We start from the raw sequence: 23707 nt of genomic DNA on the forward strand, positions 1-23707 counted from the left end.
AAGAATCATGAGCGAGACCAATAAAACATTGTCGTTCGTCGGGGCCGCGGCCGTGTTGCTGTTGACGGCCTTTATGCTGCGTCCTTCGACCGGCACGAGCGAGCGGCAAGGGGATATCGGCCAGGAATTCTTCCCGGAGTTCAAGGATCCGCTCACCGCGACGAGCATGGAAGTCGTGGAATACGACGAACCGACCGGCGGCTTGCGCCCTTTCAAGGTGGCGCAGATCAACGGCGTGTGGTCGATTCCTTCGCACGAAGGCTATCCGGCCGACGCCAAGAACCAGCTCGAACAAGCGGCCGTGTCCGTGATTGGTCTCAAGAAGCTGTCGATGGTCTCCGAAGCGCCGGGCGATCAATCCACCTATGGCGTCGTCGATCCTGACGCGGCCAAGCTACAGCCCGGTGACTCGGGCGTCGGCAAGCGTGTCACGCTGGAGGACAAAGGGGGCAACAAGCTCGCGCAGATCATCATTGGCAAGAAAGATCCCGACCAGCCCGACCTGCACTATGTGCGTGTGCCAGGGCAGGACCGCATCTATCGCGCCAAGGTAAAGACCGACAAGCTATCGACGAAGTTCCAGAACTGGATCGAGGAAGACCTGCTGAAGTTGAACGCCTTCGACGTCAAGCAGGTCGTGATGGATGACCACAGCGTCGACGAGTTGAATCGCGAGCAGCCGCTGGTACAGCGCGGACTGACGATCGTCGACTTTGACAACAAGGATTCGAAGTGGACGCTGGAAAAGATGGAGGGCATGGACCCCGCCAGCGGCAAATGGGAAGAATTCACGCTCAAGGATGACGAGGAACTGGACGCGCAGAAGCTAAACGAGTTGAAAACGGCGCTCGATGACCTGAAGATCGTCGACGTGCGGCACAAGCCGGCCGGTTTAAGCAAAGATCTGAAGGTGGGAGAAGAGCTGGTGGCCGACCGCGCCACGCGGCAGGCTCTGCAGCAGCGCGGGTTTTACCTGGCGCCGGTGCAGGGAGGCTTCGCCCTGTTTTCGAACGAAGGGGAAGTCCGTTGCGGCTTAAATGACGGCGTGGAATACATCCTGCGCTTCGGCGAGATCGCCGGACAAGGCTCGGAAGACGAGGACGAAGCCGACAAGCCCGCCGAGAAAAAAGAGGGCGAAGCCGACGCCGAGAAGGAAGGGGACAAGCCCAAGGACGAAAAGGAAAAAGAAAAGGGAGTCGATCGCTACATCATGGTCACGGCGCAATTCCGCCCAGACCTGATCCCCAAGCCCGAACTCCAGCCACTGCCCGAAGGAGCCGAAGACGAGCCTGCGGCCGAGAAACCGGCAGCAGAAAAGCCGGCCGATTCCGCCGCCGAGGCGAAGCCGACTGAAGGAACCGAGGCCAAGCCGGCCGACGAACAGCCCAAGGCCGAAACTCCGGCCGCCGAGCCCGCGAAAGAAGCACCGGCCGAGGCGCCGAAGAACGAATCGTCGCGCTTCGCGCCTGGCGATGAGAACTTGTTAGCTCTGGCCGATGATGCCGCATTAACTCAGTTGGCGCAAGTCACGGAAGAGCCGCCCAAGCAGGACGAACCGGCCAACGCGAATGCCGCCCCGGCCGAACAACCGGCCGAAGCCGACGCCGCTGAGAAGAAGCCGGCAGCGCCGGTCGATCCCGACGCCGCCGCCGAAGCCGAGGAAAAGGCGCAGGCCGCCAAGCGGGCCGAGATCAAGCGCATCAAGGAAGACAACAAGCGCAAGGAAGACGAGTACAACAAGAAAATCGCCGACGGCGAAAAACGCGTCAAGGAACTCAACGAGCGGTTCGCCGACTGGTACTACGTCATCTCGGACGGAACGTACAAGAAGATCCACATCAGCCGCGAACAATTGGTCAAGAAAAAGACCGACCCCGCCAAGCCCGCCGGCGAAGGCAACAACCCCATCGACTTCGACGCCCTCAAGGGCCTGCAAGGCCTACCGAAGTAGAGGGTGGCAAACTAAACCCCTCTCCCCCGCGGGGGGAAAGGGCATGGTTAGGGGGTAAACGCACCACACCGCTTGATCCGTGGATGCGTCGCTCAAATTCACTCCCCTGCCCGCTCGACCTCGCTCAGGCACTCATCCAGAATCGCGACCGCCTGATCCATTTCCTCGTTCGTAATCGTCAGCGGTGGCGTCAGCGTCAGAATATTACCCATCGTCAGCTTGAAGCTGAGCCCCTTCGACAGCGCTCGATACATCACGGCTTCGGCTTCGTCGCTCGCGCGCTCGCGCGTCTGGCGATCTTTCACCAGCTCTACCCCCATCAACAGCCCCAGTCCGCGCACATCGCCGATCAGTTTGTGTCGCGGTATCAATCCGCGCAGCGCCGCCAGCGTGCGCTCGCCCAGGGCTCGGGCGTGCTCGACCAGCTTGTGCTCTTCGATGTAGCGAATCGTGGCCAGCGCCGCGGCGCACGCCACGGGGCTTTTTTCGTGCGTGTAATGCCCTAGCGCCCGATCGGCCGCCACATCCAGCCCCGGCCGCGCGATCATCGCCGCCAATGGCATCACGCCGCCGCCCAGCCCCTTTCCGATGACCAGAATGTCTGGCACCACGTCGAAATGCTCGCAGGTGAACATCCGGCCCGTGCGCCCCAGACCGTGACAGATCTCGTCGAAGATCAACAGCGTGCCATGCCGATCGCATGCCCGGCGCACCGCCTGCCAATACGCGGGGGGCGGAATGTACGGCGTGCTGCGCACCGGCTCGGCAATCACAGCGGCCACATCCCGCTCGTGCTCCAGCACGTATTCCAGGTACGCCTCGCACTTCAGATCGCAGCCGCCACGCGCCGAGCAATCCCACAAACACCGGTAAGCATCCGCAGGCGGCACATGCTCGCAGCCAGGCAGCAGCGGACCGACTCCGGCGCGAAACACGGCCTCGCCGCCGACGCTGACGCAATCGAGCGAAGCGCCGTGAAAGGCGTCCCACATCGAGATCACCTTGTGCCGGCCCGTCGCCACGCGCGCCAGCTTCAGCGCCATGCCGATCGCCCCGGTGCCACCCGGGCAGAACAGCACTTTCGACAGGTCCCCCGGCGCGATCTCGGCCAGCTTTTTCGCCAGATCAACCGCCACGCGATTCGTGTAGCGGCGCGTGCAAAACGCCAAGTCGTCGAGCTGCGCTTTGATGGCCTCGATCACCGCGGGATTGGCAAAGCCCACTTGGTGGACGTTGTTGCCATGAAAATCCATGTAGCGCCGGCCAGCCGTATCTTCAATCCATACGCCGTCGCACGATTGCAGCGCGTTCAGGCACGGGGTCGACAGCGACTGACGCAGAAAATACTCGGCATCCTCGGCCAGCAGGGCCCGCGTCGGCTCGTCCAACGCCTGGGCCTGCCACTGGTCGCGCAACCGGGAGAGATTGCTGTCCCCTTCCGATTTCTCAGCCGAAAGATCGTCACTCGTGCGGCGGTTCAAAGTCATGATCCCTCAAAGAATGATTCAAATGGCCCGATATCCACGAGTGCCCTGTGCGATGCCATGCTTTTTCGCTGCAAGCGAATAAGTATGCTCCTAACCGCCTCCCTCACATTCGCTTTCCAATGGCCTCAATCGTCGTTTGCCATGTTAGCAACTGTCAAGCCGCCAGCGGCGGTTGGCGTCGCTCCGCCTGCGCCGCTATGATTCGCCGGCATGAATCGCGACTCGCACCTATTTCGCTGGCAGGTCATCACCTTCGTCACCCTGTGGGTGGGATACGCGGGCTATTACGTCTGCCGGTCGAATCTGTCGGTGGCCGGACCGCTGCTGCAGGCCGAATTGGCCGACCAGCCCACCAGCGCCGCCGAGGATTGGCTGCGCAGCGCCCGCGAGGCGTTCACCGGCACCATCGAACGAGGGCTGTCGCGCGCGGCATCGCTGGTTGGTCTGGCCAGTGAAGAATCGGACGAAGACCCGGCCGCGCCCGCCAAGCCACCACGCGAAGAATCGACCGGCAAGCGCCGCTTCGGCCTGATCGCCAGCGTCAGCATTCTTTTCTACGCGCTGGGCAAGTTCACCAGCGGCATGGTCTGTGATTTCGTCGGCGGCCGGCGGATGTTCTTGTTCGGCATGTTCGCTTCGGTCGCCTGCACGGTGTTATTCGGTCTGGCCACCGGGTTTGCCGCCCTGCTCGCGTTATGGAGCGCCAACCGCCTCGTCCAATCGATGGGCTGGAGCGCGCTGGTGAAAGTCGCGTCGCGCTGGTTCCCCGCCGCCCGGCACGGCACGATCTTCGGCATGCTCACACTCAGTTACCTCTTCGGCGACGCCATCGCGCGGCTCGGGCTGGGGGCGCTTCTGCACTTCGGGCTGGGTTGGCGTGGGCTGTTCTTCGCCGCGGCCGGCGTATTGACCGTAATCGCCGTGGCCAGCACTTTCGCGCTCCGTTCCAGTCCGGCCGACGTCGGAGCCGCCGAGCCGGACGCTAATCCCGATAACGTTTACGGACAAAAAGGGAACGCCCCGCGGCCGGCCGATCTGTTCGATCTACTCTGGCCGCTCGCGAGCAACTTTTCGTTCTGGCTGGTGTGCATCATCAGCTTCGGCCTGACACTGGTTCGCGAGACGTTCAACGTCTGGAACCCAATCTATCTCAAAGAGGCGGTCGGCCTCAGCGACGCCGGCGCCGCGACCGCGAGCGCCCTGTTTCCACTGGTCGGCGGACTTTCGACCTTGGCGGCCGGCTGGTTGACCGATCGCATCGCGCGCGGGCGGCGCGGCGCTGTGATGCTGCCGTTTCTGGCGCTGCTCGTGGCTACGCTCTACGCACTGGCCACGCTCAAACCCGATAGCGGCGCCGTGGTGCCGTTGTTGTTAACGAGCGTCGTGTCGTTCGCACTGTTGGGGCCATATTCGTTTTTGACCGGCGTCCTGTCGCTCGACTTCGGCGGCAAGCGCGGCAGTTCGACAGCCGCCGGGCTGGCGGATACCGCCGGGTACCTGGGCGCGATCATCTCGGGCTACGGCGTTGGCGCGATCGCCGAGCAGCACGGCTGGTCCGGGGCGTTTCACACGCTGGGCACCGTGGCGGCCGTCACGCTCGCGGCCGCGGTGCTCTATTGGTATCTGCACGACGTGCGCCGCGGGCGGCCGACGGTTTGATTAAATGCCCCGCACAGGCCAAAATGCGGCGGCGACAGTTGATCCATAAACCTCGCTGCCAGGCAACGACTAACATCTATGACCAGGTTCGGCCGTAATACTTCGATCCGTCTCGTTGTTTTCGATTGGGCCGGCACGACGGTCGATCATGGCTGCTTCGCGCCGGTCATCCCGTTCGTCGACTCGCTGGCCCACTTTGGCGTCACGATCACGCTCGATGAAGCCCGCGAGCCGATGGGCCTCGGCAAGCGCGACCATATCAAGTCGCTGCTCAATACGCCACGGATCGGCCAGTTATGGCAGTCGAAGCACGGTCGGGCCTGGACCGAAAAAGACCTCGACCAGATCTACAACGAGCAATTCATCCCGCGGCAGCTCGCCTCGGTGCGCGATCACTGCGAATTGATTCCCGGCTTGCTCGATGTCGTGGCCTGGCTGCGCGATCGTGGGATCAAGATCGGCACATCGACCGGTTACTTTGCCGAGGCCGCGCGGCTGACCTACGCCGCGGCCGCCGAGCAAGGCTACACGCCCGACCATAATGTCACCCCCGGCGACGTCGCGGCCGGCCGCCCCGCGCCGTGGATGATTTATCGCAACATGGAAGCGCTCGGCGTCTATCCCCCCTCGGCTGTGCTGAAGATCGGCGACACCGTGCCTGACATCGAAGAGGGACTGGCCGCCGGCTGCTGGAGCGTCGGCGTCACGCACACCGGCAGCGACGTTGGGCTGACGGCCAAGCAATTAGCCGCACTCGCGCCGGCCGAACGCGAGACGCGCATCGATCGGGCACAAACGCGATTAGTTCAAGCCGGCGCGCATCTCGTGATCCCATCGATCAAGGAAGTCCCCACGTTGATCGCCACGATCGAGGGATGGATAGCCGGAGGCGAACGCCCCTAAACGAAATACTTAAACTAAACACGCATTCTGTAGCCGGGGTCTGCGACCCCGGTTTGCCTTGCGAAAGGCAACAACCACCACACTTCGATCCCGGCCTCGCAGAGGTCGGCCACAGTAAATACAGCGCAAATCTGAAATCATGGATGACGACGTCCCCTACCTGCTGCTGACGCCCGGCCCGCTCACTACCACGCGCACGGTCAAGCAGGCGATGTTGCGCGACGTCTCGACCTGGGACCGCGATTACAACGACATCGTCCAGGACGTCCGCGCTCGCCTGGTCCGGCTGGCGACACCGTCTGCCAATGCCGCTGCGACCGACTACACGTCCGTCCTGATGCAAGGGAGCGGCACGTTCGCCGTCGAGGCCACGATCGGCTCGATCATTCCGCGTGATGGCCGTCTGCTGGTCGTCAACAACGGCGCCTACGGGCAGCGGATCGCCGAGATCGCCTCGCGATTGGGCATCGATCTGGTCACAATCACCCAGCCCGAGATCGAACCGGCCGACCCGTCGCAGATCGAACGCCATCTGGCAGCCGATCCGCGCATCACGCACGTGGCGCTCGTGCATTGCGAAACCACGACCGGCATGGTCAATCCGGCCGCCGCGATCGGCCAGATTGTGAAGCGCCATGGCCGGGTCTTCATTCTCGACGCCATGAGCTCGTTCGCCGGCATGCCGCTCGACATGGCCGAAGTCGGCGCCGACTACCTGATTTCCTCGGCCAATAAATGCGTGCAGGGGGTGCCTGGCTTCGGCTTCGCAATCGCTCGCCGCGCGGATCTTGAACGTTGCGAAGGACGGGCCCGCTCGCTCAGCCTGGACCTGTTCGGCCAATGGCGCGAAATGGAGAGCAAAGGGGGCAAGTGGCGATACACCTCGCCGACGCACGTGCTGCTGGCCCTGCACCAGGCGCTCGATGAACTCGACGCCGAAGGGGGCGTGCCCGCTCGGTTTGCCCGCTATTCAGAAAACCATCGCGTCCTGGTCGAAGGGCTGTCGCAACTCGGATTTCGCCCGCTTTTGCCCCCCGAGCACCGTTCGCCGATCATTACGTCGTTTCTCTACCCCCGCGACGCGAAGTTCTCGTTCGACGCGATGTACGAGGCTCTCAAGCGGCGCGGCTTTGTCATTTATCCGGGCAAGGTCAGCAATGCCGATACGTTCCGCGTCGGCACGATCGGGCATGTCTTCCCCGCCGACTTTCACCGGCTGGTCGACAGCTTCGCCACGGTTACGAAAGAGCTCGGCTGGAAGATATAAGACTTTGCGCCTCGCAATCGCGTGCCTTTGAAATTCGTGCCGCTCGATCGGCCACGGAGTGCCCGACATGGAAGTGCGCGGCCGGCGAGCAACAGTGATGGGCCTGGGCCGGCACGGTGGCGGCGTGGCGGTCGCCCGCTCGTTGGCCGATCAAGGCGCGATCGTCACCGTGACCGATACGGCGTCCCCCGAAAAGCTGGCCGATTCGATCGCGGCGCTGGCCGATGTCGAGATTGCCGCCTGGCACGTGGGTGGGCATCACAGTATCAACGTCGAAAGCGCCGATATGCTGGTCGTCAATCCGGCAGTCAGGCCGGGGCATCCGCTGGTCGAGCGCGCTCGAGACCACAGTGTCGCGATCACCAGCGAGCTGGAATTATTTCTCGAGCGCTGCCCAGGACCGATGATCGGTATCACGGGCGCCAACGGCAAATCAACCACCGCGGCCATGACCGCTGCGATCTTGCAGGCCGATGGCCGGCAGGTTTTCCTGGGGGGCAATATCGGCCGCAGCCTGCTCGCCGATCTAAGCAAGATGTCCGCCGAAAGCTGGTCCGTGCTCGAAATCAGCAGCTTTCAACTCGCTTGGCTCAGCGCGGAATGCCCGCTGCCAGAAATGGCAGTACTGACCAGCTTCACCCCCAACCATCTCGATTGGCATGGCACGCTGGCCGACTATGCCGCAGCGAAGCAACGACTTTTTAGCGGCCCGCGTGCCGCGAAGACCGTCGTTTGCAGCGAAGAGTCACAAGCGGCGATCACCAGCACTGGCGCCGCGGCCGATTTCACCGCCCAGGTCATAAAACCGGTTGCCGACCAACGGATCCCACCGCTGCGCGTGTTGGGCAAGCACAACCGACAGAACGCCGGGTGCGCGGCGGCCGTGGCCGAAGCAATCGGTTGCTCGCGCGCGGCCATCGACCGGGGGCTGCGCGAATTTGCGGGTCTCGAGCATCGACTGGAGCCCGTCGGTTCGCTCGCGGGGCGAGATTTCTATAACGATTCGATGGCTACCACGCCTGAATCGACCGCCGCGGCCCTTGTAACATTCGCGGGCCGCGCATTGCTAATGGCCGGCGGCTATGACAAGCAGATCGACATGGCACCACTGGTCACGGCGGCCGCCGAACATGCCTGCGGCGTAGCGCTGTATGGGGCGATTGGCCATCGATTGCACGCGCTCTGCGGCGCGAAATTGCCGTCGGATCGCCTTTATCTCGGGCAAACGATGGCCGACGCGTTCGCGTGGTGTTGGCAGCGCTCACAGCCGGACCACGCCATCATCCTGTCGCCTGGTTGCGCCAGTTACGATCAGTTTGCGGACTATCGCGCGCGTGGCGAACACTTTCGCTCGCTGGTTCGCGCGCTCGATGCTTCACAGGCGCCGCGCGCCGGCGCGACACACAACTTCGAAGGGCGCTAGTCGTCGCGCTCGCGCACCAGCGCACCCACGCCTCGACATGAATCGCGCTCGTTGAAAGAGCGCCTAACATCACTGTGGCGCTAATAAACTCTTGCGTCAGCGAAATCAATTGGCTACAGTGCGGTTATGTCGTGCCCAGAGCGCTGCTCTAGTCACGGCATCGCCTCGAGGTCCGACGGCTGTGAGAGCTTCCTTGTGGGAAGATCAAACGGCGCTGGGAGTCGTTACCTCGGGGTTTTTTTTGCGCCGGCTGTAATGATTGGCCGCCCTCGCCTCATCGCCGGCTGTGGTTCTTTGGCCGGCCTCGGCTCTGCTGATCGGCCACCTTCATTTCCTCGGTCATCGTCGCTTCCTTGCCGTGGCAATGCTCGTTCGCGCGAGAGTTTCTCGCCCCGCGGGGCCTGCGCCGAAGGCACCTGCCTGCTTCTCGCGGCTTGGATATAATGCCTTGGACATTGGCCGGGACTTCAGCCCGCCGATCCCCGCAGGACTTTTTCCGTGGCACGCGTTCGCAAGCGCACCAACCCGTTTTACGCCATGCTGATCGTGGTGGGCATCGCCTTCTCGATCACGGCTGTCGCCTATTTCGTGATGGCGCTGCGCGGCAATGAGAGTCGTACCGCCGGGGTCGGTTATGCGCAGGCCGAGCCGCCGCAGGGTTTGCTCGTCTTCCTCGATCAATACGGCGTAAAATTGATGGCCGGGGAACTGGGGCTATTAGCCCTGGCTACCTGGGGCGCGATCGGCACCGATCACTGGTGGACGGCCACTCCGCGTCCCGAATCGTCGACCGACGATCGCTCGGCATAATTCGTCAAATTTCGCACTGCGAAAGGATAATTCCCATGAAGGTTCATCACCTGAATGACGTCGCGAGCGCCCCGGTCGACATGGCCGGCTCGAATGGTTGCAGCGTTCGCTGGTTGATCGGCGAGCGCGAAGGCGCCCCGAATTTCGCGATGCGGCAATTCGAGGTCGAGCCCGGCGGGCACACGCCGAAGCACAGCCACCCCTACGAGCACGAGGTATTCATCCTCGAAGGGTCCGGCACGATCCTGGAAGGGGACATCGAACATCGCTTTCGCGCAGGGGACGTGATCTTCGTCGCGCCGGACGACATTCACCAGTTCCGCAACACCGGCGCAACGCCGCTGAAATTCTTATGCCTGGTGCCGAACTCGTCGAAAAACGCCCCCATCCACCAAGCCCCCGAATGCGGCGAGCGGTAAATTTTGGTTGTTCAAAGAGACAGCAAAGAGTTTGAGCCGCAGATGGCGCAGATTTTCGCAGATTCGAAAATGCGTTGCGTCTGCAGGCATCCCCTCTGCGTAATCTGTTAGCGGCCGAATGTCTTACTATTGAGTCCTAGGCAGCCAATGGGCGAGGGGCGCCTAACGGAAGCCCCGGAGAACAACGCGATTCTCGTCGACGCGACAGGCGCATTGTCCAACTAGATACCAATAAACTCCTCTCGCCCGTGAGGAAGAGGGTAGGGTGAGGGGGGGCAACGCACCACAGACTGTCCCTCGCCAGCCAACGCGTTTCCCGAAAGTCTCCCTGCACCCGCGCGAGCGCCCGCGACATGTCGAAAGACGTTAAGCCCGAGATCGAACGTCTGCGCGAGCAGATTCGCTACCACGATCGGAAGTATTACGTCGAGGCCGAGCCTGAAATCTCGGACACGGAATATGACCGGCTGATCGACCGGCTGAAGAAGCTCGAATCCGACCACCCGGCACTGATCACGTCCGATAGCCCCACGCAACGCGTTGGCGAGCAGCCGGTCGATTCGCTGAATTCGATCGAGCATCCCCGGCCTATGCTCTCGATCGATAACACCTACAGTGTCGACGAGCTGCGCGAATACGGCGCCCGCGTCGCCAAGCTCCTGCCGGATGAAACGGTCGAGTGGGTCGTCGAACTGAAGATCGACGGCGTGGCCGTCTCGCTGATGTATGAAAAGGGCCACCTGAAATACGGCGCCACGCGCGGTAACGGCGTTGTCGGCGACGATATCACGCACAACATCCGCACCGTGCTGGGCGTACCCCTCAAGCTGCATGGCTCCCACGTCCCACCTGTTTTGGAAGTGCGCGGCGAGGTTTATATGACCAACGCCGACCTGGTCCGGTTGAACCAGCAACAGGCCGAAAAAGGGGACAAGCTGTTCGCCAACAGCCGCAACGTCGCCGCCGGCACCGTGCGCATGCTCGACCCCAGGATCTGTGCCCAGCGCCGGCTGCGTCTCTTCTGCCACGGCGTCGGCGAGGTCGAAGGATTGCGTGCCAAGACGCACATGGAGTTTCTTCGCGAAATCCGCGGCTATGGGCTGCCCGCCACGCCCTTGGTGGAATGCTTCGACACGTTCGACGGAGCCATCGCGCATTGCGAGACGCTGATTGAACGACTGCACGAGCTGGAATTCGAAATCGATGGCCTGGTCTTGAAGGTGAATCGCTTCGACCAGCGCGAAAAGCTCGGCAGCACGTCCAAAAGTCCACGCTGGCTGATCGCCTACAAGTTCGAAAAATACGAGGGCACGACCAAGGTCAACCATATCCGCGTCCAGGTGGGCAAAACCGGCGCAATTACCCCTGTCGCCGATCTGGAACCAATCGAGCTGGCTGGCACCACGGTCAGCCGCGCCAGCCTGCACAACGCCGAAGAAGTCGAACGCAAGGACGTCCGCGTCGGCGATGTCGTGGTCGTCGAAAAGGCGGGCAAGATCATTCCGCACATCGTGCGCGTCGAAAAGCATCTGCGCGAAAAGCAGCTACGGAAATTTCACTTCCCCGAGAAATGCCCCGAGTGTGACACGCCCGTCGTCAAGGACGAAGGGGGTGTTTACATTCGCTGCCCGAATCCCAGTTGCCCCGCCCAGGTCAAAGAGCGCCTGCGTTATTTCGCCAGCCGCAACGCGATGGATATCGAAGGTCTAGGGGACAAGCTGGTGGACCAATTGGTCAACGATGGCCTGGTCAAAGGCTACGGAGATCTGTACCGGCTCTCTCTCGACCAGCTGAACGATCTGGAACGGATGGGCAAGAAATCATCCGAAAACTTGCTGGCCGGCATCGAGGCCAGCAAATCGCGCGGCCTGGCGCGGCTGCTGAATGCGCTGGCGATTCGCCACGTTGGCGCACGCGTGGCGGCCGTGCTGGCCGATCATTACGGCTCGATGACCGAGATCCTGGCGGCCGAGGAGGAAGAACTGTCCGAGGTCAACGAGATCGGCCCGGTCATCGCCCACAGCGTGCATGAATTCCTGCACAGCGCGGCCGGCCAAAGCGTGATCAAAGAGCTGGACAAGCTGGGCCTGAAGATGACCTCGCCCAAGTCCAAGGTCGCCGCGGCAGCCGCCACAGGTCCGCTGGCCGGCAAGACCTTGGTCGTTACCGGGACGCTCGAAAACTACCATCGCGAAGAAATCGAGGAGCTGATCGTGCAACTCGGCGGCCGCGCCTCGGGCAGCGTCTCGAAAAAGACTGACTACGTCGTAGCCGGCACCAAGGCGGGAAGTAAACTCGAAAAAGCCGAAAAGCTGGGCGTCAAAGTCCTGACCGAGGCGGAATTCAACAAGCTGATCGGGCGATAAGCCAACCTCACTTCATCTGCAGAGATCTCACACCATGATTGCGAAAGTTCTTACGCCCCTGGTCCTCTGTCTGGCTTTGCTCTCGCTGACTGCGCGCGCTCAAGGCGCTGAGCCGGCCGGCAAGCGCTACGTGATCATCCATGCTGACGACGCCGGCATGTCGCACTCGGTCAATGTGGCCACGATCGACGGCATGGAAAAAGGCATCGTCTCCTCGGCCAGCATCATGGTCCCCTGCCCCTGGTTCAAAGAAATCGCGACCTATGCCAAGGCGCACCCCGAACGTGACTTCGGCATTCACCTGACGCTGAATAGCGAATGGAAGAACTATCGCTGGGGACCGGTCGCCCCGCGCGAGAGCGTGCCGAGCCTGATCGACAGCGAAGGATACCTGTGGGGCGGTGTCGAAGACGTGGCGCGCACGGCAAAAGCCGCCGAGGTCGAGACCGAGCTGCGGGCCCAGGTCCAACGGGCCCTCGATTTCGGCGTGCCGGTCACGCATCTCGACACGCACATGGGGGCCGTCGTCAGCCGCCCCGATCTGATCGAGGTTTACGTCAAGCTGGGCATCGAATTCAAGGTGCCGGTGTTCTTCATTCGCGCCCTGAACGTCGGCATCGCCGCCACGAATCCCGCCGTCCGGGCCCGCGGCATGGAACTGGTCAAAATGCTCGACGACAATCGCCTGCCGGTGCTCGACACCATGACGCAGTACTACACCGGCGAGGACTACGAAACGAAGAAAAAAATGTACCTCGACGCTATCCGCAGCACCGAGCCCGGCGTCCGCTACCTGATCATCCACTGCGGCTACAACAATGAAGAACTGCAGGCGATTACCTCCAGCTCGCAGCTGCGCGACAATGATCGCCGCGTCTTTACCGATCCGGAAGTGATCGACGCGGTCAAGAAATCGGGCGTCGAGATCGTGTCGTGGAAACAACTGCGCGACTTGAATCCGCAGAAGCCCTAATCAAGGCGGCGTTGCTGTAAGGCAAACGAGTGCCACAGCACGCTTAGGCCAGTTTCCAGCCGGGGCGATAGTCGCGGTGCAGGAACTGCTCGGCATTCGCACAGTTCGGGATCCGCAGGTTGGCCGCGTCCCATTCGATCCGCTGTCCCGCGCGATAGGCCACGTTGCCCAAATGATTGGCTTCGGTCAGACGGCCGGCGTATTCGAAGTTGCACGTCGTCGCATCGCCGGTCTTGCAGGCGTGCAACCATTCGGCGTGATGCCCAAGCGACTTGGGAATGAACGGCACGGGGGGCGTGAAGCCCACGAATTTCTCTTCCGGCAAGAGTTGATGCTTGTCGTAATTAGACAGCAGCATCCCTTGATCGCCGACGAACAACACGCCGCTGTCCCATTGCGGAATGGCGCCGTCGTGCCACATCTTCGGTTTATGACTTCCCTGATACCAGGTCAGTTCGAGCGCCGGCGCCTTGTCACGCGGGCCATATTGGTACGTGACCTGCATCGAGGCCGGCGCGATTTCCGCATGCGGTGCCGGCCCCTGCGCTTCGATCGATAGCGGAGCCTGCAAGTCGAGCGCCCAGAACGGCAGGTCGATCCAATGGCTGCCTAGATCGCTCATGGTGCCATTGCCAAAGGCCCACCAGCGATACCACTTCGGCCCGGGAAAGTAGACGTTGTTGAAAGCCCGCTCGGGCGCTGGCCCGAGCCATAGGTCCCAACTCAGTCCTGCCGGGATCGGATCCGTCGCGGTCGGACGGCTGTTGCTGTAGACAATGTCGCCGGCCTGCTTGGCGTCGGCTTCATGGGGCTGCCACCCCCAGGCGCGGCCCACCCAAACATGAACTTCACGTACCGGACCGATCGCGCCGGTTTGAACCAGCTCGACCACGCGGCGATAGTTGTCCCCCGCGTGAATCTGCGTCCCCATCTGCGTAGCGACGCTCGTTCGCGCGGCCGCTTGGCGAATAACGCGCGCCTCGGCCACGTTGTGCGTCAGCGGCTTCTCGCAATAAACATGCTTGCCCAATTGCAACGCAGGCAAAGTGGCAAACGCGTGCGTGTGCTCGCAGGTGCTAACCACCACGGCGTCAAAATTGCCGGCATGTTCGTACAACTCGCGAAAGTCGGCATACCGGCGTGCCTGGGGATGCGCTGCGGCGCCCTGCCCCAGATTGTCGGCATTCACATCGCACAAGGCGACGATGTTCTCCGTCGCCACCGACTGCATATTGCTGGCGCCGCGCCCGCCGCAGCCGATCACCGCGATGTTGAGCTTGTCGTTCAGGTTCCTGCCCCGCAGGAAGGCCGGCGCGGCAAAGGTCGCGGCGCCGGCCATGGCGGCCGTGCCCAGAAAGCGGCGACGGTCCATCGCCCCCGCCTGGCGCGAATGTTTGGTAACACGCTTCGCCATCGCTATTCCCCCCTGCAGGCTTGCCCCTGTACTACCGACTATCGCCTGGCTGCTATTTCTTGGTCACTTTCAGCTCGTCGAGCTTGGCGGCGACGTCCTTACCATGAGCGGCCGTCTTCACTTCCTTGTCGATGTGCAGGATCTTGCCATCCTTGCCGATGTAGAACGTCCAGCGTTGTGGGAACGGACGCTTCTCGTCGACCACGCCATAGGCCTTGGCCACGCTCTTCTCAGGATCGCTGAGAATTGGAAAATCGAGCGAGAGCATGTCGGAGAATTCCTTGTTGAACTCGGGCGTGTCGGTGCTGGCCGTAAAATAGGCCACATCGTAGCCGCGTAGATCCTTGCCGAACTCGCGGAACGACTTGCACTCCAGCGTGCAGCCCGGCGTCTTTGCCTTGGGGAACCAAGCCAGTACGACGGCCTGCTTGCCCTTCAGGTCGCTCAGCTTGTATGTCTTACCGTCGGTCCCCTTCATCGTGAAATCAGGGGCCTGATCCCCTTCCTTCAACTCAGCCTGGGCCGCGGCGACAAACGTCCCGGCAACAAACAACGACAGCAATGCGGCGAATTTCATGATGAACTCCTAAATGTGGACGGCGATAAGTGTGATTTCAGAGCGGCGAACGTGCCACACGCAGTGCGGCACTCTTAGCAAAAATGGCCGTTTGTAATCTTGCGGTACTGGCGGAAATGAAAATACGCAGCGAATGGCCGCGCGGATTTACCAAGTCCACCTTCGGGCGAGCGTCAGCCTAGCACGTGCTCGATCGAGGGTCCAACTTGCCCTGGTGCTTAGCTCCCCTTCGCGTCCAGCCCGATCCCCTTCGGCTCGGGGATATCCTCGGTGATGATCTTCCACGTCGCGCCGTATTCGCGCATCGGACGGAAATCTTGCGGTTTGTACGCCACCGAGAGCGCCGGCGTGTCGATCACCTTGTTCCCCTGCTGCCGCGAGTCCATCGCAAAGTCCAGGATGCCGCTGACGAGCAGCGTTCGCTCGACCGGATACGGCGCTCGCCCGTCGCGGAAGAATGTTTGAATCGCGTGTGACAAGGCCTTGAACAAGTTGCGATTCTGCCAGGGTCCGACGTAGTAAGCCGTGGCCCGCGGCGCCGATTCACCTTTCAGCCGGCAGGCAAAATTCCAGCGCGTGCCGCTACTTCCGACGGCCAATGCCGTGGCCGCGAAACCATCGCGATACACCACGCGGATACCATGGATCGACACCGCATCACCACTCGGCGTTTTGCCGCGCAGAGACAGTGACTTCGTCAGGTCGTGATCCAGACCGACCTCGGCCGCCATCGCGGCCGTGGCCAGCGGAATCGACCACAGCCCCTCGTCCGCCGCCTTCCACAGCGCGTCCCCTTCCAGGAATTGCACGTTCGCCACGCCCGACTCGCCCCCTTTGCGCGCTTCGACCTGCGACTGCAACAGCTCGAGCGCATGAAAGTCGTACGACTCGACGCCGCCGCCGTGAATCGAAATGGCATCCTCGATCTCGGCCGCCGGGGGCAATTCCAAAGGAGGACGCCGTTCAGCCAACGGGACCGAGCTGCCGGCCATTAGCGGCATCTTCAGTTCCTTCGCCGTGTCGTACATCTCCTTGGCCCAATCCCACCGATACGACAAATGCTTGTCATTGAACACCGGCACCGGCCGACCATCCTTGCGCACCACGGCCGCGATCTCGTCGAAGAAGCGCTTGCGCGGATACTCCATCTGCCCCTTCGAGTTCACCGGGTACTTGCCATGCTCGCCGATCGACAAGACGGCATCGACCCCCAGCTTATCGCCCCCCAATCGCAACGCCTCGGCGATCGAGGGATAGATCGGAATGTGATAGTCGCGCGACACGCCGCGTCCCATCTCACCGTCGGGAAACTGGTCGATGTACATGCTCGCAACTTCGAAGCCCGGTTCGATCGTTTGCCCATTGAACAAATACGGCTTGAGAAAATTCTCCAGGATCACATGCGCATGACTGCGGTAACTGAACTCGGTGATCACGGCCGCCACTTTCGGCCGTTTGCCCTCGGCGGCCTGGGCCAGTAGCGCGGGAAGCGCTGTTGAAGCCGCGGCCGCGATTCCCAAATGGGCCGAGTGACGTAAAAAATCACGACGATCGAAACGCAGAGACATAAGTGCGTCCTCAGGCAGGGTCAGAAGCGGAGAACCACGGCGGGACCGCTATCATAACGTGCCGAGAAGCGCGAAGCATCAACCTTCTAGACCTGCCCGGGCAAGTTGTCCGACGCTGAGCCAACGAGATAATGGATCGAGGCGACCGGCGAACATCAGCCGGATTTGCCAAACCAGCAGTGCAGCGCGCCACAGGAGCGGAAGATGGCCACGACCGAGCCGCTTGTTCTCGACCTTTTGGAATGGATCGGCCCGCAAGGGAGAGCATACGCCGAGGTGATGGACGCCTGGCGCACCTCCTGCCCACGGCTGCCCATCTGGGAAGAGGCGAACGAGCACGGATTCATCGATCAACGATCCGAACCCGGCCGCGGAACCTGGGTGACCGTTTCTGCGCTCGGCACGGCGCATCTGCAACGATGCCGCCCCATGCTTCAGAGGTAAGGTGTGTCCATGACACACCATCTTCGTCTATCGCGCGTGAGACCCGCTACGCCGACTCTTCCAACTGGCTCGCCTGGTTCAGCTTGTTGTACAGCGTCTTCAAGCTGATCCCCAGTTCCTTGGCGGCCTTCGGCTTTTGTCCCTGATGACGTTCCAGGGTTTGCTGGATCGCCTGCATTTCAATCTCTTGCAGCGTCTGCGGCATGACCGTCTTGAAATGCGGACCTTGCAGCCGGCGATGCCCAAAGTTCATCGGCAGATGCGCCGCCGAAATCGGTCCGTCGTCGCACAGAATTGCCGCATGTTCCACGACGTTGGCCAGCTCGCGCACGTTGCCAGGCCAGACGTGCCCTTCCAGCGCTCGCACCGCGTCGGGCGTGAACGCTTCGTCCCCGGGGCGCAAATGCGGCCGGAAACGACGCATCAGGTGCAGAGCTAGCGCCCCGATATCGTTCGAGCGCTGCCGGAGCGGCGGCAACTGCACCTCGAACGTGTTGATGCGGTACATCAAGTCTTCGCGGAAGTTTCCTTCGGTGACCATTTCTTCCAGGTCACGATGCGTGGCACAGACCACGCGCACGTCCACGATGTGCGATTCGTTGTCGCCGACGCGGCGGATCTCGCCGCTCTCCAGCACGCGCAGCAACTTGGCCTGCATCGCCTTGGGCAATTCGCCGATCTCGTCCAAAAAGATCGTGCCGCCGTTGGCCACTTCGAACAGACCGATGCGATGTTCGTCCGCGCCGGTGAATGCTCCTTTGCGATGCCCAAATAATTCGCTTTCGATCAAGCTCTCGGGCAAGGCTCCGCAATTGACCACGACAAAGGGCATCTCGCAGCGCAAGCTCTGATCGTGCACGGCCCGAGCCGCCAGTTCCTTGCCGGTGCCGGTCTCGCCGCGCACCAGTACCGTCGAATTCGTGGGCGCCACTTTCGCGATCAGGTCGCGAATCTTGTCCATCTGCTGCGAATTGCCGACCAGTTGCGAGCCCCCTTCCAGGCGCTCGACCTGCCGCTTCAGGGCTCGGTACTTATTCGTCAGCTCGCGCTTTTCGGCGACCCGCGAGAGCAATCCCTCCAACTCGACTAGCTTGCAGGGCTTGGTCAAATAGTCGAAAGCCCCATGGCGCAGCGCCGAGACCGCCGTCTCGAGCGACGACTTGCCGGTCAGCACCACGGCCTCGGTGTCGGGTGCGAGCTTCTTCGCCCGGCCGATAACCTCGATGCCGTTCATGCCTGGCATGTCGAGATCGACCAGGATGCAGTCGTACGTATTACGTTCGAGCGCTGCCGCCGCCGTGAGTCCGTTGGGGCATACCGTGACCTCGTGCCCCATGCGAGGCAGCTCGAGGCTCATCAAGTCCTGCAAACCCTTTTCGTCGTCGGCAAAAAGCAGCTTCAGTCGTTTATGCGGCTTGGTAGCGATCTTCGGCCTCCTTCTGACTATGGGCAAGCGGGAAGTTCACGCGGAAAGTGGCTCCGCATCCCGGCCCATCACTATGTGCTTCGATCGCCCCCTCGTGATCCTCAATGATCCGATGCACGATCGACAGCCCCAGCCCCGTCCCCTGTCCATTGCGACGTCGTGTGAAGAACGGCTTGAAGATTTGCTCCAGCACGTCCGGCGTCATCCCACAGCCATCATCCGTGACGGTCACCTCGGCCTGCCCGTCCACCTCGTGCAACGCGACGCGCACATGGCCGCCGGAGTCCAGGCTGTCCAGCCCGTTGGTCAACAGGTTCAAGACGACCTGTTTGATCTCTTGCGGATTCACCAGGGCGAACAACGGCGCGCCCGGCGCCAGCTCGAGATGTTTTTCCTGATACTTCCCCAGGTGGCCGACCATGTCGATCACGCCTTGCACCAGCTCGCGCAGGTCGGTCGTCTGCCGTTTGACATTACCGATGCGGGCGAAGTCGAGCAGTCGCTCGGTGATATCCTTGCAGCGGAAGGCCTCGTCCTGAATCATCCGCAGGTATTTCTTGACGATCTTAAACTCTTCGCCATCGACCGGCACGACATCCGACATGCGTCCTTCCAGCGACTCGGCGCAGAGGGCGATCGAGGCCAGCGGATTGTTGATTTCGTGCGCCACGCCCGCGGCCAGAAAGCCGACGCTGGCCAACTGTTCGCTACGGACGACTTGTCGGGTGCGCTCTTGCACCTGCCGATTCAGATCGTCGCGAATCGCTTGGAAACGCGCCGTCATATCGTTCATCGCGCCGGCCAGCTCAGACATTTCGTCATCAGCAGCCAGATGGATGCGATGTGTAAACTCGCCCGACGCCACGCGGCGAGAACCGTCGATGAGCACGCGTAGCGGCAAGAATATCCACTGATAAAAGAGCTTTACGAACAAGGCCAGCATGCCGGCCGCCGTGACGCTGGTCACCCAGGTCAGAATGATCAGCGCCCGGTATTCGTCGCGCGCTTGATCCGTGACAGCGCCAAAGGCATCCTGGAAATCGACCAGCAGCTTGCCCGAGAGCTGCTGCAGGTCGCGCAGGTCTTCGTTCAATTGTTCGCGGACGCGGCCGTCGACGACCCATTTCTCGGCGTCCTGAGCCTGGGCAATACGCGTGACGACGCGATCGATCTCCCGACACGTGGCCCGTTGCGGCCCGTCGCCGCCGAATTGATGTCGATAGCTGCCAAAGATCGCGGTCAGCTTTGCCAACCGGTTCTTGAAATCTTCGCTAACACTACGGGCCGCAATGCCGCGGGCCCCGGTCTCGATGTTCGAGGCCGACAGCGCGCCACGCAAATCGCCAACGCTCTTGCTGAACTCGTTCAACAGCGGCAGCTCGGTCTCGACCCGGCCGTGGAGATTGCGCACCAAGGCCCGATAGGCGTACAGGCCCTGCAACCCGCCCCAGGAGAGCGTGCCGACGATGACCAGCAGCAGCGCCAAGCCCACCAGGAGCTTGTCGCGTATGGGCCACTTTGATAGCAAGTGCGACCTCCGTGTCGCCCGCGAAATAACGGGAACCCGCGCGCTGTGATGGCAAGAAGTGCTTTCCGTTCTTGCGCGGGCTGCGGAGTGTACCAGCGATCGACGAAACGAAGCAAGACGATCGAGCTGCCAACAATCGCGAATCAGCGCCAAGACGCGCTGCCTGGCGATTTCCCCCTGGGGAGCGGGCGTCCCGACCGCCTTCTAAATGCTTACCGGGGGGTGGGCGTCCCGCCCGCCTCGCTCTACCTCAACAGCAAAACAGACGCTCAGAAAACTTACAGCACCTTGGCGACCACTCGCCAACCTCTCATCCCAAACATAGGCGGGCGAGACGCCCGCCCCCCCCAACAAGCCCCCAATAAGTTTCACTGCTAGCAATCCAAGTTCGATCCGCCAGCCCGCGCCGCGTTGACTCAGCACGCGATCTTGTGCTACCGTCCGCAGCGCGCAGAGCTATTATTCGGGTTACTTTTGCCTGCCGCCTGCTGCGGCTCATTTGCACAACGGTTCATGGCTGCACTCGCCACATCGCCTCACACGCTGCGCCGCCGCTTTAAGCTCTTCGCCACGATCACAGTTGCGATCGCACTCGCCGCGACGGGCTACCACTTTCTGTGGCGGCAGCACGTCAAACGTTTTCAAGTCATCCGGCCGGGCGTTTTGTACCGCGTCGCACAGCCCAGCGAGCTCGGCATGCGGTACCTGGTCGATCGGCATCACGTAAAGACTGTGCTGAACCTGCGACTCGAGGACGATCACCTGCGCCGCGGCATGCTGGCCGTTGGCGCGCCGACGGGTGACCTCGAATCGCGCTTCGTTGCCGACCTCGGGATCCGCTCACTGCAATGGGGGATGGGACGCGAGGCTTGCTGGCCGTGGGTCAGTCCCTGGCAATTCGACGAGTTCTATCGACTCTTCGATAACCCGGACAACTTTCCCATCGCCATCCACTGCGTCAGCGGGCGACATCGCACGGGCACCATCGCGGCGCTGTTTCGCCTGGAATACGATCGCTGGCCCATCGAGCGCGTGCTCGCCGAGATGTATTCGTTCAGCTTCGGGCCACCAATTCCATTGCAGGAAATGAACCTGCGGACGTACGTGCCTCGGCCCCTTCCCAACGACGATGAATGGCAATCTCTGCGCAACAGATGGGCTCCGTGCATGAAAGATGATCTGGTGCCGGCCTACACGGCGTTCGTACAGCATTTACGCATGAACGCCGACCAGTCGCTCGTTCACCGAGTCCTTGATGAGCAACTCTCGCGCAACGCCCCGTTCGCACTCCCCTTGGCCGAACGTCTGATTGATACGCCCGACAATCCCTCGGCATTGGCAGCGTTAACGGCAGCAAAGAGTTGCCTGGCTAAGGCGACGTCCGCCGATGCAACCGTCGAGCAACCGGCCTACACGGATCTGATGTCGGCCGCATCGCTCGTAGCTGATTTAGGTACGACCGAGGATCAAGAGCAACTCATTGCACAACTCCGCCAGGCGTCGCACGAACCGCTGGCCAGCGCGACGTTTCAGGCGCTCGCGGCAGGCGTTGCCAATCGTTACACCGGCAACCGCGTTCCCTTCCTGGCCGCGCTCTTGGACGAAACGCACGTCATGCCTGGTACCGGCAGCGTCCCGGTTCGCTATTGCGACATGGCCGTGGCACATCTGTCGGCCATCCTCGATCAACGCCTGATCAACGTCGGTTCGACCCCCACGCCCGCCGATTGGGAATCAGCCCGGCAGCAAGCGAAGAACTGGCTCGAAGCGCATCCACAAGGGATGCAAGCTAGACGAATCGAGCAACCCGTTAACCCAGCGTTCGTCCGCTGAGCCAGAAGAGCTTGCCTGATGTAGGGTGCATCCTCGACGCACCGTCTTCTTCTGCTCTGCTTTCGGCGCACTGTCGTCGGTGGTTCATGGTGCGTCGCCGACGCACCCTACCGATTCTTGGTGTGCATAGCGCACCCTACAACACTCACGCCTGCTCGAGCGCCTGCGCCAGGTCGGCCACCAGGTCCTCGGTATTCTCCACGCCGCACGACAGCCGGATCATATTGTCCGGAATGCCGAACCGGCGTCGCTCCTCGGGCGTCAGGCTGAAATAGCTCATCACCAGCGGCTGCTCGATCAGCGATTCAACGCCTCCCAAGCTGGGTGCGATGCGTGGCAACCGTACGGCGTCGACCACGCGCGCCGTCGCCTGCCAATCGGCCCCCTTCACCAGGAATGTCACCAGGCCGCCAAAGCCGCGCATCGTCTTCTTGGCCACGGCATGGTAGGGATGGCTCGGCAGGCCGGGATAGTAAACCTTCTCGACGCGCGGATGGTTGGCCAGAAACTCAGCCACGGCCTGGCCGTTTTGATTATGCCGCTCAATCCGCAGCTCGAAGGTCTTCAAGCCACGTTCGAGCAGGTAAATGTTATGCGGTGAGTTGATGGCTCCCATGATGCCGCGCAGGTTGCGCACTGGCTCGAGCTTTTCGGCCGTCGAAATGATCACCCCGGCCAACAGATCGTTATGCCCTGCCAAATACTTGGTGGCCGAGTGCAGCACGTAATCGACGCCGGCGGCCAACGGACGAATGTTGTACGGCGTGCCGAGCGTAGCATCGATCAAAGTTTCCACGCCACGACGTCGGCCGATATCGACGAACCGGTCGAGATCCACGACGCTCAAATGCGGGTTCGTCGGCGATTCGCTGATCAGCAGTTTCGTCTTGGGCGTGATCGCCGCGTCCATCGCCTCGTAATCGCACGCCCGCACTTGCCGCGTCACCACGCCGAAGCGAGCCAGATGCTTGGTACAGAATTCACGGCTACGGTGATAACACTCATCAAAGAACACAACTTCATCGCCGGCGCTCAATTTCGACATCAGCAGGCCGACAATCGCCGACATGCCGGTCGAAAACAGCAGAGCCGATTCCCCCCCCTCGAGCGCGGCCAGCTTGCGCTCGACCACTTTCTCGCTGGGGTTGCCGTAACGGCCGTACTCCTCGCGCGGCTGCTTCTGCTCGATGAAATCGATTACCGCCTGCGTCGACGCAAAGGTGTACGTCGAAGCACAGAAAATCGGGTCGGTAATCGCATCGCCGACCTTTTGGCGATCCTCGCCGCCGTGAACCGCTACGGTCGACAATCCCGGCGCGTCCGCCGCTTGCGCGTGCCTGGTCATCTGACGTTCTCCCACTCAAAAAAGTGTTTGTCGGCGCAAGGCACCGACGCCGTGGGATTTCGTCGACCAACAAAAAAGCCGCGTCCTCGCCCTGGGGGCGGTCGCGGCATTTGCAAGTCAAGCTGGATCGCCTTTCGCCCCCAAAAAGCAGGCGTGATAGCGATGGCTCTTTAGCAGTTCGTGGCTGCAAGCGGCCGCAAATCCCGTGCGTTCGATTGTAATGAGCCGCACTCTAAACAGCAAGCTGAGACCGTGGGCCGAGGTCGGCAGTTTCAGCCATCAGCGACACGTTATACCGCCAGCCAGGCTCGATT

Annotated in this window: 18 protein-coding genes; 11 read left to right on the plus strand and 7 right to left on the minus strand. The window is 61.9% G+C overall.

Features of this window, described 5'->3' with window-relative positions:
* Positions 1 to 7: 7 nt before the first annotated feature.
* Positions 8 to 1951 (plus strand): DUF4340 domain-containing protein, encoded by a 1944-nt coding sequence (locus tag VGN12_21455; protein HEY4312029.1) that lies wholly within the window; start codon positions 8 to 10, stop codon positions 1949 to 1951.
* Positions 1952 to 2049: 98 nt separating this feature from the next.
* Here VGN12_21455 and VGN12_21460 read toward each other — a convergent pair whose 3' ends face one another.
* The gene (locus VGN12_21460; protein ID HEY4312030.1) at positions 2050 to 3438 is read right to left on the minus strand and encodes an aspartate aminotransferase family protein; all 1389 of its coding nucleotides are present in this window, start codon (positions 3436 to 3438) and stop codon (positions 2050 to 2052) included.
* Positions 3439 to 3648: 210 nt separating this feature from the next.
* Between VGN12_21460 and VGN12_21465 the strand changes: the two genes are divergently transcribed.
* The 8 genes from VGN12_21465 (at position 3649) to VGN12_21500 (ending at position 13258) form a co-directional block, all read left to right on the plus strand.
* Positions 3649 to 5097, plus strand: a complete 1449-nt coding sequence (locus VGN12_21465; protein ID HEY4312031.1) for an MFS transporter — start codon at positions 3649 to 3651, stop codon at positions 5095 to 5097.
* A 78-nt stretch (positions 5098 to 5175) separates the two neighbouring features.
* Complete coding sequence (phnX, locus tag VGN12_21470; protein ID HEY4312032.1) at positions 5176 to 6000, plus strand: phosphonoacetaldehyde hydrolase; 825 nt, start codon at positions 5176 to 5178, stop codon at positions 5998 to 6000.
* 139 nt (positions 6001 to 6139) lie between these two features.
* The gene (gene phnW / locus VGN12_21475) at positions 6140 to 7267 is read left to right on the plus strand and encodes a 2-aminoethylphosphonate--pyruvate transaminase (protein HEY4312033.1); all 1128 of its coding nucleotides are present in this window, start codon (positions 6140 to 6142) and stop codon (positions 7265 to 7267) included.
* 67 nt (positions 7268 to 7334) lie between these two features.
* The gene (gene murD / locus VGN12_21480; GenBank protein HEY4312034.1) at positions 7335 to 8690 is read left to right on the plus strand and encodes a UDP-N-acetylmuramoyl-L-alanine--D-glutamate ligase; all 1356 of its coding nucleotides are present in this window, start codon (positions 7335 to 7337) and stop codon (positions 8688 to 8690) included.
* A 498-nt stretch (positions 8691 to 9188) separates the two neighbouring features.
* Positions 9189 to 9500, plus strand: coding sequence for a hypothetical protein (locus tag VGN12_21485; GenBank protein ID HEY4312035.1), 312 nt, complete (start codon positions 9189 to 9191; stop codon positions 9498 to 9500).
* Between the two features lie 35 nt (positions 9501 to 9535).
* Positions 9536 to 9919: a cupin domain-containing protein gene (locus VGN12_21490; GenBank protein ID HEY4312036.1), complete on the plus strand. Its 384-nt coding sequence runs from the start codon at positions 9536 to 9538 to the stop codon at positions 9917 to 9919.
* Positions 9920 to 10272: 353 nt separating this feature from the next.
* Positions 10273 to 12285: an NAD-dependent DNA ligase LigA gene (ligA, locus tag VGN12_21495; GenBank protein HEY4312037.1), complete on the plus strand. Its 2013-nt coding sequence runs from the start codon at positions 10273 to 10275 to the stop codon at positions 12283 to 12285.
* Between the two features lie 34 nt (positions 12286 to 12319).
* Positions 12320 to 13258, plus strand: coding sequence for a polysaccharide deacetylase family protein (locus VGN12_21500; GenBank protein ID HEY4312038.1), 939 nt, complete (start codon positions 12320 to 12322; stop codon positions 13256 to 13258).
* Positions 13259 to 13301: 43 nt separating this feature from the next.
* On the opposite strand, the gene VGN12_21505 is transcribed toward VGN12_21500, so the two are convergent.
* The 3 genes from VGN12_21505 to VGN12_21515 form a co-directional block, all read right to left on the minus strand.
* Positions 13302 to 14672 carry a Gfo/Idh/MocA family oxidoreductase gene (locus VGN12_21505; protein HEY4312039.1) on the minus strand — a complete coding sequence of 457 codons (1371 nt, stop codon included), beginning with the start codon at positions 14670 to 14672 and terminating at the stop codon, positions 13302 to 13304.
* A gap of 52 nt (positions 14673 to 14724) precedes the next feature.
* Complete coding sequence (locus tag VGN12_21510; GenBank protein HEY4312040.1) at positions 14725 to 15249, minus strand: peroxiredoxin; 525 nt, start codon at positions 15247 to 15249, stop codon at positions 14725 to 14727.
* Between the two features lie 218 nt (positions 15250 to 15467).
* Positions 15468 to 16817 carry a hypothetical protein gene (locus tag VGN12_21515; protein HEY4312041.1) on the minus strand — a complete coding sequence of 450 codons (1350 nt, stop codon included), beginning with the start codon at positions 16815 to 16817 and terminating at the stop codon, positions 15468 to 15470.
* Positions 16818 to 17021: 204 nt separating this feature from the next.
* Between VGN12_21515 and VGN12_21520 the strand changes: the two genes are divergently transcribed.
* Complete coding sequence (locus VGN12_21520) at positions 17022 to 17261, plus strand: hypothetical protein (protein HEY4312042.1); 240 nt, start codon at positions 17022 to 17024, stop codon at positions 17259 to 17261.
* Positions 17262 to 17307: 46 nt separating this feature from the next.
* On the opposite strand, the gene VGN12_21525 is transcribed toward VGN12_21520, so the two are convergent.
* Positions 17308 to 18663, minus strand: a complete 1356-nt coding sequence (locus VGN12_21525) for a sigma-54 dependent transcriptional regulator (protein HEY4312043.1) — start codon at positions 18661 to 18663, stop codon at positions 17308 to 17310.
* A gap of 4 nt (positions 18664 to 18667) precedes the next feature.
* Entirely contained in the window at positions 18668 to 20215 is a 1548-nt protein-coding gene (locus VGN12_21530) for an ATP-binding protein (protein ID HEY4312044.1), read from the minus strand.
* Positions 20216 to 20728: 513 nt separating this feature from the next.
* Here VGN12_21530 and VGN12_21535 point away from each other — a divergent pair.
* A complete protein-coding gene (locus VGN12_21535; protein HEY4312045.1) occupies positions 20729 to 22048 on the plus strand; it encodes a tyrosine-protein phosphatase in 1320 nt (439 codons plus the stop codon).
* A 145-nt stretch (positions 22049 to 22193) separates the two neighbouring features.
* On the opposite strand, the gene VGN12_21540 is transcribed toward VGN12_21535, so the two are convergent.
* Positions 22194 to 23393 (minus strand): aminotransferase class I/II-fold pyridoxal phosphate-dependent enzyme, encoded by a 1200-nt coding sequence (locus VGN12_21540; protein ID HEY4312046.1) that lies wholly within the window; start codon positions 23391 to 23393, stop codon positions 22194 to 22196.
* Positions 23394 to 23707 lie beyond the last annotated feature (314 nt).

This window comes from Pirellulales bacterium, from assembly GCA_036499395.1.
Taxonomy (GTDB): Bacteria; Planctomycetota; Planctomycetia; order Pirellulales; family JACPPG01; genus JACPPG01.